Genomic DNA, 18,483 nt, shown 5'->3' with positions numbered 1-18,483 from the left:
CGCCGATGTCAGCCCGCGGCGCTGCGTGCAGTCGGAGATTGTGCGATTTGCGGCCATCGCTTCAACACCGTATCGCGAATGCCCGCTGCATCCAGTCCGGCTTCGGCCAGCAGTTGTTCGCGGCTGGCGTGGTGCTGGAATGCATCCGGCAGGCCGAGGTGCAGGATCGACAACTGGATGTTCTCGCTGGCGAGCAGTTCGGCGACGCCGGAACCCGCGCCGCCGGCGACGACGTTGTCTTCCAGCGTGACGAAACCTTCGTGCGACTTCGCCAGTTCGAGGACCAGCGCGCGATCCAGCGGTTTCACGAAACGCATGTTCACGACGGTGAGACCGAGTTCCTCGCCGACTTTTTCCGCAGCCGGAACGATGGCGCCGAAGGCGAGCAGCGCGATGCGCGATCCGCGCCTGCGCAGTTCCGCCTTGCCGATCGCCAGCGTGTCGAGCGTCGGTTGCACCGCGACGCCGGGGCCGCTGCCGCGCGGATAACGCACCGCAGCCGGGCCCGTGTATTCGAAACCGGTGCTGAGCATCTGCCGGCATTCGTTCTCGTCGGCCGGGGCCATGACGACCATGTTCGGCACGCAGCGCAGGTAGGAAAGATCGAGGTTGCCCGCGTGCGTCGCGCCGTCCGGGCCGACCACGCCGCCGCGGTCGATGGCGAACAGCACGTCGAGCTTCTGGATCGCGACGTCGTGCACCAATTGGTCGTAGCCGCGCTGCAGGAAGGTCGAGTAGATCGCGACCACCGGCTTCGCGCCTTCGCAGGCCATGCCGGCGGCGAGCGTGACCGCGTGTTGTTCGGCGATGGCCACGTCGTAGTAACGATCCGGGTATTCCTTGCTGTAGCGCACCAGTCCCGAGCCTTCGCGCATCGCCGGGGTGATGGCGAGCAGTTTCGGATCGGCCGCCGCCATGTCGCACAGCCAATCGCCGAACACGTCGGTGTACGTGGGTTTCTTCGCACCCGGCTTCGACACCACGCCTTTTTCCGGATCGAACGGCGACACCGCGTGGTAGCCGATCTGGTCGCCTTCGGCGAGTTCGTAGCCCTTGCCCTTGGTGGTGATGACGTGCAGCAGCTGCGGGCCCTTGAGGGTCTTGAGCATCTTCAGCGTCTTCACCAGCGCATCGACGTCGTGGCCGTCGATGGGACCGGTGTAGTGGAAGCCCATTTCCTCGAACAGCGTGGAGGGCACGAACATGCCCTTCCAGTGCTCCTCCCAGCGGCGCACGAAGCGCGCGGGGCCGCTGCTGCGCTTGTCGCCGAGGATCTTCTTGCCGCCCTCGCGGATCGCGTTCAGCGTCTTGCTGCCGGTCATGCGACCGAGCATGCGGGTGAGGCCGCCGACCGCCTCGCTGATCGACATGCGGTTGTCGTTGAGGATGACGAGCAGATCGGGTTCTTCGTCCATGCCGCCGGCGTGGCCGAGCGCTTCGTACGCCATGCCTGCGGTCATCGCGCCGTCGCCGATCACCGCAACGACTTTCCGATCATTTCCCGCTCGTGCGTTCGCGATCGCCATGCCGAGCGCGGCCGAAATCGACGTGGACGAATGGCCGACGCCGAAGGTGTCGTATTCGCTTTCCTCGCGCTTGGGGAACGGCGCAACGCCGCCGGCCTGCTTGACGCTGCGGATGCGGTCGCGGCGGCCGGTGAGGATCTTGTGCGGATAGGCCTGGTGGCCGACGTCCCAGACGATGCGGTCGTCCGGCGTGTCGAACAGGTAATGCAGCACCGTGGTGAGCTCGACCACGCCGAGCCCGGCGCCGAAGTGACCGCCGGACTGGCCGACGGATTCGATCAGGTAGGCGCGCAGTTCGTCCGCGACCGCGCGCAGTTCGGACTCGGGCAGCTTGCGCAGGTCGGCGGGGCTGTCGATGCACGACAGGCGTGGGAAGCGCCCGGCATCGATCGGGGTCGGATCGGTCATCCCGCCATTGTAAATCCGCCCCGTGTGGCGGGCGTGGACTCAGCGCCCGCGCAGGCGCCCGAACAGGCCGCCGGGTTTCTGCGGTTCGGGCGAAGGTTCCGGTTCGCGCCAGGCCTCGGCATAGCCGGTGGCGAGGTTGGCGTTCACGAAATCGGTGACTTCCTCGATGCCAACGCCACTGCCTTCCGCGATTTCGGCCAGCGTGGCCTGTCCTTTCATCATCACCGTGGCGATGCGGAAGTGCTTGGGGAATTCGCGTTCGGTCTGCGGCCACTTGGTGAGGCGGTATTTCGCCTGCGGGTCGTAGCCGGCAAGCAGAATGCCGTGTCCGGCGACCAGCCCGGCGTACCACTGCAGGCGCGCCAGCGGTTGGGGTTCGCCGGCTGCCTTGGCTTCGGCGGGCCAGTCGGTGGCCGGGACCATGAGGAAGTCGTGCCGCTGCACGGTGCCGGAAATCGAATCGGCCAGCGGCTTCAGCGCGGCCGGGCCGTGGTACTGGCGGGCGTCGGCATCGATCAGCAGCGCTGGCCCCTTGCCGCGGCGGTAGCGAACGCGGCCGCTCAGCGCGCCCGGCACCATCCAGTCGACAAATACCGGATCGCGCTGCGGCTCGGGGGTGGGCGGTGGCGATGGTGCGGCGATGGCCTCGACCGAGGCGGGAGCCTGTTCCTCGTCGGGGACCGAAACGGTTTCCTCGGGCGTCAAGTCGGACGGCGTCGGTGCGGGCGTCGCCGTGGCGGTTGGCGGCGGTTCGGCGGGCGCGGCGGGTTGGCTTGCGGCAGCCGGGGTCGCGGCCGGAACTTGGGCAATGGATTGCAGCAGGGCGGCGACGCTCTCCCCGTCGAAGGGTTTGGCGAGGTGGAAGTCGGTCTGGCTGCGGCTGGCGGAAGTCACGCCGATCACGCGCTTGCCGTTGGCGTGCAGGCGGATCCAGCTCATCGGGCCGTACATGCTGTCCATGTCGACGAACACGAAGTCCGCGTCTTGGTCGTCGACCACGCGCCATGCCCCGCCGAGCTGGCGCGTCGCCTGCAGCAGCGCCTCGGTGAGGGCGGCGCTGGTCTGCGGATCCATGCCGGTCATGCCGATGCTGTGTGCCATGCGTTTCCCCCCGGAATCACAGGGAGTGTAGCCGACCCCCGCGCGTGCGAGCAGTGATGGACGTAATGCTTCGGTTGAAACGCGACTTGCGTTTCGGAAGGTGCGACTTCAGGAACGCCATCTGGCCGGCGAGGATGAGGATGCCGCTCGCCGTCGGCGTCAGGCAGATGGCGCATCCGAACGCCCGCCGCGCTGCGACGGGCCGGGCATCCGAGCCGAACACTGGAAGCGCGCTTTGCGTTTCGGGAGATGCGACTTCAGGAACGTCATCTGGTCGGCGAGGATATTGCGGTTCGAGAGGATCAAATGCTCGATCCAGCTCGGTCGATAGGGCACCGCGAGCAGCGGCATGCTCGCTTGTTGCGGAGTGCGCCCGCCCTTGCGCGAATTGCAGTGGAAGCAGGCGGCGACGACGTTTTCCCAATGGTCGCGCCCACCCTGCGACAGTGGCATCACGTGGTCGCGGGTGAGTTGCTGGCGATGGAATTCGCGCCCGCAATACAGGCACAGGTGCTGGTCGCGCGCGAACAGCGCGGCGTTGGTCAGCGCCGGCGTGGGATCGAGCGCCTGCGGGCGTGCATGCCCGCGCGCGGCGATGATCGGATGCAGTTCCATCTGGCTGCGTTCGCCGGTCGTGCGGCTGGTGCCGCCGTGCACGGTCAGGCAGGGGTCGCCGAGGGTCCAGGCGACCGCACCGCGCGCGTACAGGCAGGTCGCGTCCTGCCAACTCATCCAGTCGAGCACGCGGCCATGCGCATCGAGCGAGAGCAGGCGCACCGCGTCGAGGCGCGCGGGCATGGCGTTCGGGAAGGCGAGGGGGGAAGCATCCCGGGCCGGATCCGCATCGGAACCGGCCTGCAGCAGGCGGAACTTCGCTCTATCAGGCTCCATTGGAACCCGAGTTTATACGCCCCTCGTGACGGTTTGTGTAGCTGCGCCTCAGGCGTCGAACGCAGCCGCGTCCAGCGCCATGAGAGACACAGCGCCCGATTCGATCGCCGCCTTGTGCTGCAGCGTGCGCGGCAGCAGGCGCGCGAAGTAGAAGCGTGCGGTCTCGCGCTTGGCGTCCTTGAACGCCTGCGGTCGCGACGACGCATCCGCCGCGGCGACGCTGCGCGCCCACCAGTAGGCCAGCGCGACGTAGCCGGAATAGAACAGGTAGTCGTAGGCGGCGGCACCGACCTCGTCCGCGTTCGCCATCGCGCCGCGGCCGATGGCGATGGTCAGCTCCTGCCATTCCGCCGCCTTCGCGCGCAGCGGGGCGACGTATTCGGCGAGCGCGTCGTCGGCTTCGTGTTCCTTGCAGAATGCCTCGATGATGCCGAGGAACACGCGCAGGCCGGCGCCTTGCTGCTGCATGATCTTGCGGCCCATCAGGTCCAGCGCCTGGATGCCGGTGGTGCCTTCGTACAGCGTGGTGATGCGCGCATCGCGCGCGAGTTGCTCCATGCCGTGCTCGTGGATGTAGCCGTGGCCGCCGAAGCACTGCAGCGCATGGTAGGTGCATTCCACGCCCCATTCGGTCAGGCAGGCCTTGACGATGGGCGTGAGGAAACCGAGCAACGCATCGGCCTGCGCTTTCTCGCCTTCGTCCTGCACATGGCCGACGACATCGACCAGCGAGGCGGCGTGGTAGCCGAGCAAGCGCCCGCCCTCGACCAGCGCCTTCTGCGTCAGCAGCATGCGCCGCACGTCCGGGTGCACGATGATCGGGTCGGCAGGTTTTTCCGGGAACTTCGCGCCGGTGAGCGATCGCATCTGCAGGCGTTCGCGCGCGTAGCGCAGCGAATTCTGCAGCGCGCGGTCGGCGAGCCCGAGGCCCTGCAATCCGACTGCGAGCCGCGCGGTGTTCATCATCACGAACATCGCGACCAGGCCCTTGTTCGCCTCGCCGACCAGCCAGCCCTGCGCCGCGTCGAAATTCATCACGCAGGTCGCCGAACCATGGATGCCCATCTTGTGTTCGATCGAACCGCAGCGCACGCCGTTGCGTTCGCCGGTGTTGCCGTCGGCATCCACGCGCAACTTCGGCACGATGAACATGCTGATGCCCTTGCTGCCCGCCGGCGCGTCCGGCAGCCGCGCGAGAACGAGGTGCACGATGTTGCCGGCCATGTCGTGCTCGCCGGCGGTGATGAAGATCTTGGTGCCGCTGATCGAATACGTGCCGTCGCCGTTCGCAACTGCCTTCGTCTTCAACAAGCCGAGGTCGGTGCCGCAATGCGGTTCGGTCAGGCACATGGTGCCGGTCCATTCGCCGCTGATCAGGCGTTTGAGGAACACATCCTTCTGCCATGCGTCGCCGTAATGGCCGAGCGCTTCGGTGGCGCCGTGCGAGAGCAGCGGAAAGTTGCCCCAGGACAGGTTCGCCGCATCGATCATTTCCTTGATCGGCACGCCCACTGCGTGCGGCAGCCCCTGCCCGCCGAGTTCCGCCGGCGACACCAGGCCCGGCCAGCCGCCTTCGACGTATTGCCGGTAGGCATCGGCGAAACCGGGCGGCGTGGCCACGCTGCCGTCGGCCGGGTCGAATTTGCAACCGACTTCGTCGCCGACCTTGTTGAGCGGCGCCAGCACGGTCTCGTTGAAGCGCGCGCCTTCTTCCAGCACCGCGTCGACGATGTCGCGCGTGGCCTCGCCGAAGCCGAGCTTCGCGAACAGCGCATCGGAATCGAGCACGTCGTAGAGCGCGAAGCGGATGTCGTCCAGCGGGGCCTTGTAGCTGCTCATTTCGGATCCGTGTTGTCGAAGGTATTGTCGCGAGTCTGCATCCGCGAAGTGGAGCGAAAACTCAGCGGAGTGCGCCGGGAATGCCTGGCACCGGGCTCAAACTGCTGTCGCGCTTCACGTCGAAACTGCGCTGCTTCGCCTTCTCCGGCGTGGCGCGCACCGTGCCGGACAGCGAATAGGCGATGCCTTGCCCGGAGGCCAGCGCGTTCGCCATCTGCAGCCGCGCCATCGCCTGCGGCTTCAGCTGGACGCTGACGACGTCGGCCGATTCCGGGCCGATGTCGAGCGCGGGTTTCGCAGACAGCGCACCTGCGTCCTGCCCGCCGACCGACAATTTCAGGTCGAACGCATCGAAGCGCATCGGGATGCTGCTGAAATTGTTGATCCGTACCTCCACCACCCAGTTGCCGTCGGCCCCCACGGTCAACTGCTGGATGCCGGCCGCGGGTTCGGACACGCGCCGCACCGGCCCGGACGAGCAGCCCGCGAGGAGCAACAACACGGCCGCGGACGCGGCCAGCCAAACGCGAAGCGACATCTCGGGACTCCGGATCCGGGGAATCCGATCTTACCCGCGCCGGCTTCAGTGCGGTTTGCCGCCCAGCAAGGGATACGGGTCCACCGGCGCGGCTTGCCACCAGTGTTTTCCCGGCCCGAGCCGCGAGACTTCGAAATGCAGGTGCGGCGCATCCGGGCTGGCGTTGCCGCTGGAACCGACGTAGCCGATCACCTCGCCGCGACGCACGACCTGCTTTTCGGCCAGGCCGTCGGCGTAGCGATCGAGGTGCGCGTAGTAGTAGACCCAGGTCGAGGTTGGGTCGAATTCGTAGATCGTGAGGCCGCCGAGTTTGCTGGTGAACAGCTTCTCCACCGTGCCATCGTTTGCCGCGAACACCGGCGTGCCGCGCGGGGCCATGATGTCGATTGCGTCGTGCACGCGGCCTTCGCTGCGCGCGTCGGTGTAGGTGTCGACGAGTTGTTCGGCGTGCACGCCCGCGACCGGAAGCAGGAGTCCGGTCGGGCCGATCTCCTGCGTGGCGATGGAAGGGATGGCCTCGATGGATATCTCTGCGTTTGCCGCGGACGCCGCGGGCGTCGTGGGCGTCGTCGCCGGAGGCGCGGTCGTTGTTGCGGTTGTCGAACTCGCAGGCGCGGTCGGGGTCCGTGCCGGCGCGGAGGCCGCTTGTGCAGGCGGGTTGCCGCGGTGCGTGGCGAAGTAGACGAGGTTGGCCCCGACCAGCAGGCCGGCGAGGAATACGAGCAGGATCCGAAGCATCGTCAGGTTCCCTTGTTGATCGGCATCCGCCTCATTCGCGCAACGAAGCGGTCATGCCGGGCTTAACTATCTTGGCCACCGCGGCGACGCCCCAGTTGGTCATGCGGATGCAGCCGTTGGATTCGGTCTTGCCGATCCTGGAAGGCTCCGGCGTGCCATGGATCCCGTAGTGCTCCTTCGACAGGTCGATCCAAGCCACCCCGACCGGGTTGTTCGGTCCCGCGGCGATGATCGCCGGCTTGTCGGTCGCCTTGGTGCCGGTGATCAGCTTCGGATCGAAGTGCCAGACCGGATTCCGCGCAACGCCGTTGATCGTCCATTCGCCGATCGGCAACGGGAATTGCGCGCTGCCGGAGGTGACCGGGAATTGCGCCAGCACCTTGCCGTCGCCATCGACCAGTTGCAGCGCCGACAGCGATTTCACTACCACGATTTCCGCAGGCGTCGGCAATTCCTGCGCGGCTTCCACGTTCGGCACGGCGATCGTGGTGCCAGCGCCATTGAAATCGGCGTCGGGATTGAGCTTGCGGATCAGCGCCGGGCTGCTGTGGAATTTCTCGCCCAGCATTTCCCCAAGCGACGAATAAGGCAGTGCATCGAGCTGCGATTTCGCCATGGTGTCCGACGGGATCGGCGCATATGGGCCATCGATATCGCTCTGCGTGAGGGTGTAGTCGATCAGGATCGGCGCGACATCGGCATCGAGTTCCGTCCACGTCGCCGCATCGAGCTTGCCGGTGGCCGGTAGGCCGTGCGCCTTCTGGTACGCCGTGACTGCGCGAGCCTGGTTGCTGCCGGTTTCCCCATCGATCTCGCCGGGCGAGAAATGCGCGCGATCAAGTAGCACTTGGGCGCGCAGCGGGCCGTCCTTCGCCACGTTCGCATCGGCTGCAGCCGCAGCCACATCGACCGGTTCGACGGAAGAGGCGAGCGAGGGCCCGGCGGCAGTCGTCGTGGCGTTCGCGGTGGTGGCGGCTACGGATGCCGCAGGCGGCGCCTCGACGGATTCGCCCACGATGCTGTTGACGTCGATCCCGGTGGTTGCGTAATCCGGTGCTTTCGCCCCCGGCTGCCGGGTCGTGGAAGGCACGGGTGCGTTCGCTGGTGGCTGCGCTTGCGATGTCGCCGGGCTCGGCGAGCGCGTGCACGCAGCGATCAGCAGTAGGGGAAGCGTGGCAGGCAGCAGCCTGTGCATACGCGGAGTCGCGCGCATCGGAAATCCCTGTCGGTGGCGTTCGCGCCATCCTGACCATCGGGATTTCGCCATCGCGTGAACGCATCGCGCATGGCTGAAGTTTCGTTCAGCCCGCGGGCGGCGGCGCGGGCTGCGTTTCGTCCGGTATCGCCGGCGGCGTCGGTGCGGGCTGGGATTGCGGCGGCGGGGTCGTGGTTGGCAGCGCATCCGCGGGCGCAGGTGGAATTGTCGAAGGCGTCGGCAGGTTCGCGTCGCTAGGCACGTCGGCGGGTGCAGGCACGGTGGTGGAAGCGGGCGTCGGCAGTGTCGTTGGCGTCGGCAACGGCGCTTCGACAGTCGTCGGCGCAGCCGCCACCGATGTGCGCAGGGTGTCCGGCGAGGGCATCGTTTCGCTGATCAGTACCGGCGTGCCGGCGCCGATCGCGGATGCGACCTGCAGCACGCTCCAGTTGGTGAGGCGGATGCAGCCGTGCGACTGGGTCTTGGAAATGCGCGAAGGCTCCGGCGTGCCGTGGATGCCGACGTGCGGTTTCGACAGGCTGATCCACGCCACGCCCACGGGATTGTTCGGGCCGGGTTGGATCGTCGCCTTCGGGTCGTTGCGGTTGCCGTCCCAGAACAGCGCGGGGTTGTAGTGGTAGGTCGGGTTGCGCCAGACGCCGCGGATGTCCCAGTCGCCGACCGGGAGCGGATCGTGGACGCTGCCGTAGGTCGCGGGGAAGCGCGCGTAGATGCGGCCTTCGCCATCGACCAGGTTCACCGAGTAATCGTCGCCGAGCACCAGCACGCGGCTCGGTGCGGCGAGCGGCGCGGCATCGATCTTCGGCACCAGCAGTTCCGTTCCCGCGACGAAGGCCTTGCCCGGATTGAGCCGGTGCAGCAGCGTCGGGCTGGAGTGGAAACGCTCGCCCAGCATCTCGTCGAGGGAACCGTACCCCAGCTTCTTCAGCTTCGCCTTGGCCAGCATGCTGCCCGGTACCGAAACGTAAGGCCCGGCGATGTCGGCATCGGTGAGGGTGTAGCGGTCGAGCACGGGACCGGTGTCGGCGTCGAGGGCGGCCCAGGTCGCATCGTCGAGTTGGCCGGAACCGGCGAGGCCGTTCGCGCGCTGGAACGCGGCGATGGCGCGCGTGGTGTTGCTGCCTTCGCCGGCATCGATTTCGCCGGGAGAGAAGTGCGCGCGCTCGAGCAGGATCTGCGCGCGCAGCAGGCTGCGTTCCGGCAATTCGCCGTCGACCAGCGCGATCGGGCCGGCGTTCTTCGCCGCCAGCGGGTTCGCCTGCGCCACCGGGCGCAATGCCTTGCCGTCCACGGCGCCGTTGACGTTGCCGAAATCGGCGCCCGCCGCCCATGCGTTCGGCAACGCGCAGGCGAGCAGGCACAGGGCGAGGAGGCGGCGAACGGGCATGCGCATGTCGGGATCACGGCTCGAAGGATGGGCGTTCATCGCATCATTACGCGATAACGGGTGTCGTCCGGACATGAAAAAACCCGCGAGGCGAGGCGCGGGTTGCTTCGGTCGATTTTCCGGAATGGTGGCCGGGGAGGGAATCGAACCCCCGACACGGGGATTTTCAATCCCCTGCTCTACCAACTGAGCTACCCGGCCAAGGCCGGTAAAACCGAGCCGCGCATGATACGGATCGCGCCCGTCGCGGGCAAGCCGGATGGCGGCTGAATGCCCGTGCCGCGAAGGCGATCCGTCTCTTGCCGAGGCGCGCATCATGGTCGTGGCGGTGCGATTCCCGCCCCGGAGGCCTGCCATGAAACCCCCATCCATGTTCACCCGGTTCGCAGTCGTGTCCCTCCTGCTCGCGCCGATGCTGGCCGCCTGCGCCACCGATCGCGCAGAGCGCGATGCCGCGAAACTGGCGTTGTACCGCGCCCATGCCGGCGCGCCGGTGCGCAGCTTCCACTTCTTCGGCCGGCTCGACAGCTGGACATCGCTGGACGATCGCACCGTCGCAGTGTGGACGCGTCCGAGCGAAGCGTGGCTGCTCGATCTCGACGGCACGTGCAACGGCCTCGAATTCACGCCGTTCATCGGATTGACTTCGTCGGCCGGCACGGTGAGCGCGAAGTTCGACAAGGTGCTGGTGCGCGACGGCAGTCCGATGAGGAACCTACCATGCATCATCGAAACGATCCGCCCGCTCGACGTGAAGGCGATCAAGCAGGCCGAACGCGGCGAGCACGACGCGACGCAGGCGCCGGCGGATCAGCCTTCGGGCACGTAACCCGCGGGCTTGTCCGCGTTGCGCTCGAACAGGAACTTCAGCATTTCCTGTTCCAGGAACGCGCGGTGCTGTGGGTTCATCGGCGACAGCCGATTCTCGTTGATCAGCATGGTCTGGTGTGCGAGCCACGCGGCCCACGCCGCCTTGCCGATGTGCGCATAGACGCGCTTGCCAAGTTCGCCCGGCCAGGGCGTGAAATCCAGGCCTTCGGTTTCGCGCTGTTCGTATTCGCAGAACACCTGCCGCGTCATGTGCGTCCTTCCAGCAATTTCCTGACCGGTGCCGGGATGCCGAGCGAAGCCAGTTCCGCCCGCGCGATCCAGCGCAGGTCGGCATTGTCGCGCACGCCTTCGCGCAGCGCGACTTCGCGCCATTCCAGCGGTTGCATCGCGAATCGGTAATGGGTGAAGCCGTGGTCGATGGCCGCGAGCGCCTGCGCGGCGTCGTAATCGCCGGCGATGTGCGTTTCGAACCAGTTCCGCGCGGTGGCGTGGTCCTCGGCTTCGGGCAGCGACCACAGCCCGGCCCAGACACCGGCCTGCGCGCGTCGTTGCAGCAGCACGCGATCCTCCGCATCGCGTAGCAGCAACAACAGCGCATGGCGTTCCGGCAGGGGCTTGCCGGGCTTGGACGTCGGCAGTTCGCGCACGCGATCCTGGCGCAGCGCGACGCATTCGCGTTGCAGCGGGCACAGCACGCAGGCCGGTTCGGCGCGGGTACACAGCGTCGCGCCGAAATCCATCTGTGCCTGGGTGTAGTCGGCGAGGCGCGCATCCGGCAACTGCGTTTGCGCGATTTCCCACAAGCGTTTCTCGACCGCCGGCGTGCCTGGCCAGCCTTCGATGCCATGCATCCTGCACAGCACGCGCTTGACGTTGCCGTCGAGGATAGCGAAACGCTCGCCCCAGGCCTGCGCGAGGATCGCACCGGCGGTGCTGCGGCCGATGCCGGGCAATGCGACCAGCGCATCGAAATCGCGCGGCAGTTCGCCGCCGTGGCGTTCGACGCAGATTTTCGCCGCCGCATGCAGATTGCGCGCGCGGGCGTAGTAACCGAGCCCGGACCACAGCGCGAATACCTCGTCGATGGGCGCATTCGCCAGCGCGCGCACGTCGGGCAGCGTGGCGACGAAGCGTTCGAAGTAGGGAATGACCACGCGCACCTGGGTCTGCTGCAGCATCACCTCCGACAACCACACGCGGTACGGCGTGCGCGGATGCTGCCAGGGCAGGTCGTGGCGGCCGTTGGCGTCGAACCACGCGAGCAGGCGATTCGCGAAATCGCTCATTTCTTCGCCGGCGGCAGATCCGGATCGTCGAGTTCCACTTCCACCCCTTCCAGCGTCGCGCCGGCGATGTCGAGTCGCGGCGTACCCAAGCGACCCGACAACGGCGGCAGCGGCGAGCCTTGCGTCTCCGCGTTCGCCCAAGCGGTGATGTCGGTGGTGCGGAAGCGACCTTCGAAACGCGTGTCGTCGCGTTGCAGTTCGAGCGAGGCGACATCGGCGAGGTCCATGCGACCCGTGTAATCCAGCGCGAACGGCAACGGCGAGTTCGATTGCGCGAGCGGCGGGGGCAGCGCCGGCCAGCCCGCCGGCCACGCCGCGATTTCGCCGCCGAGATGCAGCCTGAGTTGCCGGCCCAGCGACAGGCTGCCGCGGCCACGCAGGTCCGGCATCGTGTCGCCGCCGCGCAGCACCGCCTGCATCGGCACCACGCGCCAGGTCGCGTTGTTGAACGACATCGGCCCGTGCAGGCCGAGCACGAACGGCAATTTCGTCGAAGCGGATTCGTAGCGCGCGGCCATGCCGAAGGCCATTGGTTTCACCAGCGCGGAATCCTTGCCAAGCCGCAAGGGTCCCGACAGCGTCACCTTCGAGGGCACGCGCCAGCCATCGCCGGCGAAATCGAGCGCCCCGACGCCGGCGACGCCGCTCGCGCTGCCCTTCGCCAGGCGCAACGGATTGGCGACCGCGATGGCGAGGTCGGCGGGAATCGACAGCGGCGGATCGAGGTAGCGGCCGCGCACGCGCATGCGCAGCATGCGCTCCGGATGCAATTCGGCGATGTCGACGGCGAGCCCTTGGATGCGCCAGTCGTCGTTGGCGACCATGCCGTCGCGGATGCGGAGTCCGTTGGTCAGCGTCGGGACGCGCGTTTCGCTCGGCGGACGCGTTGCCTGCCAGTGCTGGAACGCGGGCAAGTCGAACACTGGCGCATCGAGTTCAATCCGCGTCACGGTGAGGTCGTTTCCGCGCGCGCGGATCGTCGACCACGGCAAGGCCAGCAGCACGCGTTGCGCACGCAGGATCGGCGCCGTCGCGCCGGGTTCGCGCGCGACCAGGTCGCGCACCACCACTTGCGGTGTGCCGCGCAGGCGGTATTCGACCGCGCCGCTCGCGGTGATCTCGAGGCCGAGCGCGGAACTGACGCGAGCCAGCAGGAAACCGACCGCGCGTTGCGGTTGCAGCAGCCAGCCGACGGCCAGCACCAACGCGAGCGCCAATGCGGCGAGGATCGCGACCAGCCGCAGCGGTCGTCCGGAACGAGGATGCGGGCGCGCCGGCGCGTCCGCGTTCACGCGCCCAGCGTTTCTGGCAGCAGCGCATCGACGAAGGCTTCGGCATCGAACACGCGCAGGTCTTCCGGTCGTTCGCCGATGCCGGCGTAGCGGATCGGGATGCCGAATTCGCGCGCCAGTGCGAACACCACGCCGCCCTTGGCGGTGCCGTCGAGCTTGGTCACGACCAGGCCGGTGACCTTCACCGCCTCGTTGAACTGGCGCAATTGCGAAATCGCGTTCTGGCCGGTGGTGCCATCGATCACCATCAGCACTTCGTGCGGCGCGTCGGCGTCGAGCTTGCCGATCACGCGGCGGATCTTGCCGAGTTCGGCCATCAGGCCCTGCTGCGTGTGCAGGCGGCCGGCGGTGTCGGCGATCAATACGTCGATGCCGCGCGCCTTCGCCGCCTGCAGTGCGTCGAACGCGACCGATGCCGGGTCCGCGTCCTGGCCCTGCGCCACCACGGCCACGCCGTTGCGTTCGCCCCATGCCTGCAACTGCGCGACCGCGGCGGCGCGGAAGGTGTCGCCGGCGGCGAGCATCAGCGAATGCCCTTCGTCCTGGAAACGTCGCGCGAGCTTGCCGATCGTCGTGGTCTTGCCGACGCCGTTGACGCCAACGGTGAGGATGACGAACGGCTTGCGCGTCGCGTCGACCTGCAGCGGCTGCGCGACCGGACTCAGCATCGCGACCAGGTCGTCGCGCAGCGCCTTCAGCAGCGCATTCGCATCGGCGAATTCGCGCGCCTTCATGCGCTTGCGCAGGCCTTCGACCAGTTCGGTGCTCGCGGAGACGCCGACGTCGGCGGTGAGCAGCGCGGTTTCGATGTCGTCGAGCAGGTCGTCGTCGAGGCGCGGATTGCGCCCGAACAGTTCGGCGATGTCGCGGGTCAGGATGCTGCCGATGCGCTGGCGCCAGCCGGGCTTGCCGGGTGCGGCCGGTTCGGCGGAAGGCGAAACATCCGCGCTGGTGTCGGTCGTGGCCGCGTGCGGAGCGGGCGATTCGACGGCGGGCGCGGTTGCGGGCTTGTTGCGGCGGAACCAGCTGGCCATGGCGCCGGACACGATGCGATGCGAGAGAATGCGGAAATGGTAACACCCGCCCCATTCACGCCTCGCGCGCAGGGATCGGCATGAGCCGCGCGCAATCGACGCCGGGCTCGGTTCGCATTATCGGCGGGCGCTGGCGCGGTACGCGCTTGCCGGTCGCGGACATGGCCGGGCTGCGCCCGACGTCCGATCGCGTGCGCGAAACCCTGTTCAACTGGCTGGCATCCATCTTGCCCGGTGCGCGCGTGCTCGACCTGTTCGCGGGCAGCGGTGCGCTTGGGTTGGAAGCGCTATCGCGCGGCGCGCGCGAGGCGATGCTGGTGGAACGCGACGCGAAACTCGCCGAATCGCTGCGGCAGAGCGTCGCGAAGTTGCGGGCCGAAGGCGAAGCGGGGGTCGTCGTCGCCGATGCGCTCGCCTTCCTGCGCGCACCGCTGCACGGACGCTTCGACATCGTCTTCCTCGATCCGCCGTTCGCCGCGGACCTCTGGCCAGCGGCGTTCGCCGCACTGCCGCCGTGGCTCGCGGACGACGCCTGGGTGTACGTGGAATCGCCATTCACGCTCGAGCCCGAGCCCGGAACCGCCTTCCGCCTGCACCGCGAGGGCCGGACCCGCGAGGCGCGCTATGCCCTGTACCGGCGGGTTACACTGCCGGCAGACCCATCCGAGCCAGGCGTGCCCCCCGAATGAGCGAGGCCCGCAACCGCATCGCCGTCTACCCGGGCACGTTCGACCCCATCACGAACGGTCACATCGACCTCGTCGACCGCGCCGCGCCGTTGTTCGGGCGGCTGGTGGTCGGGGTCGCCGCGAGCACCGGCAAGGGACCGGCGCTGGACCTCGGCATGCGCGTGGACCTGGCGCGGAACGCCCTGGCCCGGCACCGGAACGTGGAAGTCCGCGGCTTCGACACATTGCTGGCGCGCTTCGTCGACGAGATCGGCGCGGGCGTCATCCTGCGCGGCCTGCGCGCGGTGTCCGATTTCGAATACGAATTCCAGCTGGCGAGCATGAACCGGCACCTGATCCCAGGCGTGGAGACCTTGTTCCTCACCCCGGCCGAGCAGTACGGCTTCATTTCGTCCTCGCTGGTGCGCGAGATCGCCCGGCTCGGCGGCGACGTGTCGCCGTTCGTGCCGCCGGCGGTAGCCGCCGCGTTGCAGGCACAATGGACGCACGGCCGGGATCGACCCGACACCTGAACCACCTTGGGGGAAATACGATGAAAACCTTGTTCCGACTGATGCTGATCGCCTGCCTGGTGCTGCCATTCGCGGCCTGCAAGAAGGCCGAGGCGCCGAAGGCCGAGAAACCGGCGGTCGCGATGCCGACCGATCCTGCCAACAAGCAGGCATGGATGGACTACATGGGCGACATCGTCACCCGCAACATGGATGGCGTCAGCAACCCGAATCCCTACGCCTACCTGCTGCCGGCCGAAAGCGCCGCCGACTTCCAGGACCAGTACGACAGCCTGCTCGACAAGGCCAAGAGCGACGTCGCCCGCGGCATCATCGCCGGCAACATGCTGGCCTACGGCGGTCCGTCCTCGGCGAAGATGGCCGACCTCGTCGTCGCCGCGTTCACGGGCGTGCAACCGGGCACGATGAAGGGCGTGAAGGTGCTGTTCATCGGTGCCGCCGCCGACAACGACCGGGTCAAGGCCGCGGTCGAACCGGCCGGCGTGACCTACGTGTTCGTCGAGGCGAAGTGACGCAACGGCGCGCCCGCGCGATGCGCGGGCGCCTTTGCCGGCGCGTCATCCCGAGCGCAGGCGAGGGATCTGCTTTGCTTTGCTCGTAAGGTGGAAAAGCAGGTTCGTCGCCTTCGGCTCGGAATGACAGAACGCCCATGTCGCTGAAGATCAACGAACTCTGCGTCAACTGCGATGTCTGCGAGCCGGCGTGCCCGAACAAGGCGATTTCGCAGGGCCCGGACATCTACGTGATCGATCCCGCGCTGTGCACCGAATGCGTGGGCCATTTCGACGAGCCGCAATGCGTCGTGGTCTGTCCGGTCGAATGCATCGACCCCGATCTCGAGCATCCGGAAACGCAGGTGCAGTTGCTGGCCAAGCTCGCGCGGCTGCAGGCCGGAGACGCGTGACATGCTGAAACGCATTCCCTTTGTGTTCTCGCTGCTGCTGTGCGGCCTGCTGGCCATGCCGGCCACCGCGCGCGATTCGCGCCCGGCGCATCCGCCCGGCGTCGCGATTGCTTCCGCGCACGCGCTCGCCACCGAGGCGGGACTGGAAATCCTGCGCGAGGGCGGAAACGCCTTCGACGCCGCGGTCGCGGTGTCGGCGGCGCTGTCGGTGGTGGAACCGGTCAGCTCGGGCTTGGGCGGCGGCGGGTTCTTCCTGCTGCACGATGCGAAGAGCGGCCGCGACGTGTTCGTCGATGCGCGCGAAGTCGCGCCGCAATCGGCCACGCCCGCGCGCTACCTCGATGCCGCCGGCCAGCTCGACCAGGACAAGGCGTGGAACGGCGCGACCTCGGCCGGCATTCCCGGCCTGCCCGCGGCACTGGTGCACATCGCGCGCAAGTACGGGCGCCTGCCGCTGGCGAAATCGCTGGCACCGGCGATCCGCATCGCGCGCGACGGTTTCCCGGTGTATCCGCGCCTGGTGAACGAATACGCGGAACGCAAGCCGGTGATGGAACGCTACGCGGCGACGCGCGCGGTCTACCTCGCCGACGGCGATCCTCCCGAACTTGGCGAAACGCTCAAGCAGCCCGATCTCGCGCGCACGCTCGAGCGCATCGCCGCGCAGGGCTTCGACGGTTTCTACCGCGGCCCGGTGGCGCAGGACCTGCTCGCGGCGGTGAAGGCCGACGGCGTCGAATGGACGGCGGACGAACTCGCCGCCTACCGGGTGAAGGAACGCGAACCGATCCGCTTCAAGTACCGCAACTGGGACCTCGTCACCGCGCCGCCGCCGTCCTCGGGCGGCATCGCGCTGGCGGAAATCCTGAAGATCCTCGAAGGCTGGGACCTGAAGTCGCTCGAACCCGCGCAGCGCATCCACTACGAAGTGGAAGCCATGCGCCGGGCCTACCGCGACCGCACGCTCTACCTCGGCGATCCGGATTCGGTGCGGATCCCGGTGCGCATGCTCACCAGCGACGACTACGCCGCAGGCCTGCGTGCATCGATCCTGCCGGACAAGGCCACGCCCAGCGACATGCTGCCGGGCACCTTGCCGCCCCACGAATCGGTCAACACCACGCACTTCTCGATCATGGACGCCGACGGCAACCTCGCCGCGGTGACGCAGACCGTGAACCTCGCCTACGGTTCGGGCATGGTCGTCGGCGGCGCGGGCTTCCTGCTCAACGACGAGATGGATGATTTCGCGCTCAAGCCCGGTACGCCGAATGCGTTTGGCGTCACCGGCTATGACGCCAACGCAATCGCGCCCGGCCGGCGTCCGCTGAGTTCGATGAGCCCGACCTTCATGTTCGGCCCGGATCGCATCGCCGTGCTCGGCACCAAGGGCGGCAGCCGCATCATCACCTCGACCATGATCGGCATCCTCGGCTTCGACGCCGGCATGGATTCGCCGCAGGTCGTCGCGCTGCCGCGCTACCACCACCAGTACCTGCCAGACACGATCACCGAGGAACCCGGCGCGCTGCCGGAAGATGTCGTGGCGCAACTGCAGGCGATGGGTTATCGCGTCGAGAACTACACCGACCCGCTGGTGCTGATGCACGCGGTCGACTGGGACCGGCGCACGAACGCGATGCACGCCGGTGCCGATCCGCGCAATCCGGTCGGCGAAGGCAAGGTCGTGGTGTCGCCATGACCCGGCCGCAGGATCCGCAACAGCCTGCCCCGTGGTACCGGCAATTGCCGGCCAGGGCCGCGGCGGTCGTCGTGTTCCTCGTTGCCCTGACCACGCTCGCCGGCAACCTGCTCGAACTGCGGCAGAAACAACGCGATGCCGAATCGACGCCGGCCGAAGCCGCGCCGCAGACGCCGGCGCCGCCAACACCGGCGCCCGCGCAGGACGCGACCGCGACGCTTGGCGTGGAACGCATCGTGGTCGAACACGACGGATCGCCCGGCACCACCGACTGGCGCTTCGCGGTGCTCGCCGACGGCGAACCGCTGTTCGCGTTCGGCCAGGACGACCTCGACGACAGCGATGGCCGCAACGTTGCGGTTCCGCGCGATGCGCAGGGCGTGTTGCATTTCCGTGGTGGAAGCGAAGTGCACATCGAGGTGCGCGGCTGGCGCGAAAGCCGCCTGCGCCTCGTCGCAGGTGCGCCCGATGCGACCGGCGAAGGCAGCGTCGGACCGGGCACCACGACGCAGGCGGTGCGGGTCGCCGCGAAGGATCCGGCCGCGGGCACGTTCGTGTTCCATTTCGGCGTCGAACGCCGCTGAGGGCG

Annotated in this window: 18 protein-coding genes, 1 tRNA gene and 1 pseudogene; 7 read left to right on the top strand and 13 right to left on the bottom strand. The window is 67.9% G+C overall.

Features of this window, described 5'->3' with window-relative positions; all coding sequences use genetic code 11:
* Positions 1–8 precede the first annotated feature (8 nt).
* From dxs to FNZ56_RS05605, 9 genes and pseudogenes are all read right to left on the bottom strand, one after another.
* On the bottom strand, positions 9–1,934 hold the full coding sequence (dxs, locus tag FNZ56_RS05645; RefSeq protein ID WP_143878902.1) for a 1-deoxy-D-xylulose-5-phosphate synthase: 1,926 nt from the start codon (positions 1,932–1,934) through the stop codon (positions 9–11).
* A 39-nt stretch (positions 1,935–1,973) separates the two neighbouring features.
* On the bottom strand, positions 1,974–3,035 hold the full coding sequence (locus tag FNZ56_RS05640) for a hypothetical protein (RefSeq protein WP_143878901.1): 1,062 nt from the start codon (positions 3,033–3,035) through the stop codon (positions 1,974–1,976).
* A gap of 237 nt (positions 3,036–3,272) precedes the next feature.
* Positions 3,273–3,926 (bottom strand): annotated as a pseudogene (locus FNZ56_RS05635) (HNH endonuclease); the annotation flags it as partial.
* 48 nt (positions 3,927–3,974) lie between these two features.
* Positions 3,975–5,765, bottom strand: coding sequence for an acyl-CoA dehydrogenase C-terminal domain-containing protein (locus FNZ56_RS05630; RefSeq protein WP_143878900.1), 1,791 nt, complete (start codon positions 5,763–5,765; stop codon positions 3,975–3,977).
* Positions 5,766–5,826: 61 nt separating this feature from the next.
* Positions 5,827–6,303: an LEA type 2 family protein gene (locus tag FNZ56_RS05625; RefSeq protein WP_143878899.1), complete on the bottom strand. Its 477-nt coding sequence runs from the start codon at positions 6,301–6,303 to the stop codon at positions 5,827–5,829.
* Positions 6,304–6,348: 45 nt separating this feature from the next.
* Positions 6,349–7,041, bottom strand: a complete 693-nt coding sequence (locus FNZ56_RS05620; RefSeq protein WP_143878898.1) for a M23 family metallopeptidase — start codon at positions 7,039–7,041, stop codon at positions 6,349–6,351.
* A gap of 31 nt (positions 7,042–7,072) precedes the next feature.
* Complete coding sequence (locus FNZ56_RS05615; RefSeq protein WP_407070510.1) at positions 7,073–7,945, bottom strand: L,D-transpeptidase family protein; 873 nt, start codon at positions 7,943–7,945, stop codon at positions 7,073–7,075.
* 397 nt (positions 7,946–8,342) lie between these two features.
* Positions 8,343–9,650 carry a L,D-transpeptidase family protein gene (locus FNZ56_RS05610; RefSeq protein ID WP_185970802.1) on the bottom strand — a complete coding sequence of 436 codons (1,308 nt, stop codon included), beginning with the start codon at positions 9,648–9,650 and terminating at the stop codon, positions 8,343–8,345.
* Between the two features lie 119 nt (positions 9,651–9,769).
* Positions 9,770–9,845 (bottom strand) — tRNA-Phe (locus FNZ56_RS05605).
* A 169-nt stretch (positions 9,846–10,014) separates the two neighbouring features.
* Between FNZ56_RS05605 and FNZ56_RS05600 the strand changes: the two genes are divergently transcribed.
* Entirely contained in the window at positions 10,015–10,473 is a 459-nt protein-coding gene (locus tag FNZ56_RS05600; RefSeq protein WP_143880280.1) for a DUF6491 family protein, read from the top strand.
* Here FNZ56_RS05600 and FNZ56_RS05595 read toward each other — a convergent pair.
* Genes FNZ56_RS05595 through ftsY form a run of 4 tightly spaced genes read right to left on the bottom strand, consistent with a single transcriptional unit; the run spans position 10,455 to position 14,087 of the window.
* Positions 10,455–10,724 carry an oxidative damage protection protein gene (locus FNZ56_RS05595; protein ID WP_143878895.1) on the bottom strand — a complete coding sequence of 90 codons (270 nt, stop codon included), beginning with the start codon at positions 10,722–10,724 and terminating at the stop codon, positions 10,455–10,457. The two genes, FNZ56_RS05600 and FNZ56_RS05595, sit on opposite strands and share 19 nt — an antisense overlap.
* Complete coding sequence (gene mutY / locus FNZ56_RS05590) at positions 10,721–11,761, bottom strand: A/G-specific adenine glycosylase (RefSeq protein ID WP_143878894.1); 1,041 nt, start codon at positions 11,759–11,761, stop codon at positions 10,721–10,723. The genes FNZ56_RS05595 and mutY overlap by 4 nt, the downstream gene beginning before the upstream one ends.
* Positions 11,758–13,053: an AsmA family protein gene (locus FNZ56_RS05585; RefSeq protein WP_143878893.1), complete on the bottom strand. Its 1,296-nt coding sequence runs from the start codon at positions 13,051–13,053 to the stop codon at positions 11,758–11,760. Before FNZ56_RS05585 ends, mutY begins: the two co-directional genes overlap by 4 nt.
* On the bottom strand, positions 13,050–14,087 hold the full coding sequence (gene ftsY / locus FNZ56_RS05580) for a signal recognition particle-docking protein FtsY (RefSeq protein ID WP_407070509.1): 1,038 nt from the start codon (positions 14,085–14,087) through the stop codon (positions 13,050–13,052). Before ftsY ends, FNZ56_RS05585 begins: the two co-directional genes overlap by 4 nt.
* A gap of 80 nt (positions 14,088–14,167) precedes the next feature.
* Between ftsY and rsmD the strand changes: the two genes are divergently transcribed.
* From rsmD to FNZ56_RS05550, 6 genes are all read left to right on the top strand, one after another.
* Positions 14,168–14,776, top strand: a complete 609-nt coding sequence (rsmD, locus tag FNZ56_RS05575; RefSeq protein ID WP_143878892.1) for a 16S rRNA (guanine(966)-N(2))-methyltransferase RsmD — start codon at positions 14,168–14,170, stop codon at positions 14,774–14,776.
* The gene (gene coaD / locus FNZ56_RS05570; RefSeq protein ID WP_143878891.1) at positions 14,773–15,288 is read left to right on the top strand and encodes a pantetheine-phosphate adenylyltransferase; all 516 of its coding nucleotides are present in this window, start codon (positions 14,773–14,775) and stop codon (positions 15,286–15,288) included. Before rsmD ends, coaD begins: the two co-directional genes overlap by 4 nt.
* Before the next feature lie 20 nt (positions 15,289–15,308).
* Positions 15,309–15,800, top strand: coding sequence for a hypothetical protein (locus tag FNZ56_RS05565; protein ID WP_143878890.1), 492 nt, complete (start codon positions 15,309–15,311; stop codon positions 15,798–15,800).
* A gap of 137 nt (positions 15,801–15,937) precedes the next feature.
* Positions 15,938–16,192, top strand: a complete 255-nt coding sequence (locus tag FNZ56_RS05560; protein ID WP_143878889.1) for a YfhL family 4Fe-4S dicluster ferredoxin — start codon at positions 15,938–15,940, stop codon at positions 16,190–16,192.
* A gap of 1 nt (position 16,193) precedes the next feature.
* A complete protein-coding gene (gene ggt, locus FNZ56_RS05555; protein WP_143878888.1) occupies positions 16,194–17,894 on the top strand; it encodes a gamma-glutamyltransferase in 1,701 nt (566 codons plus the stop codon).
* Entirely contained in the window at positions 17,891–18,478 is a 588-nt protein-coding gene (locus tag FNZ56_RS05550; protein ID WP_143878887.1) for a hypothetical protein, read from the top strand. The genes ggt and FNZ56_RS05550 overlap by 4 nt, the downstream gene beginning before the upstream one ends.
* The last annotated feature ends 5 nt before the right edge of the window (positions 18,479–18,483 follow it).

This window comes from Lysobacter lycopersici, assembly GCF_007556775.1.
GTDB lineage: Bacteria > Pseudomonadota > Gammaproteobacteria > Xanthomonadales > Xanthomonadaceae > Pseudoluteimonas > Pseudoluteimonas lycopersici.
This window is presented reverse-complemented; position numbering and strand designations above follow the sequence as displayed.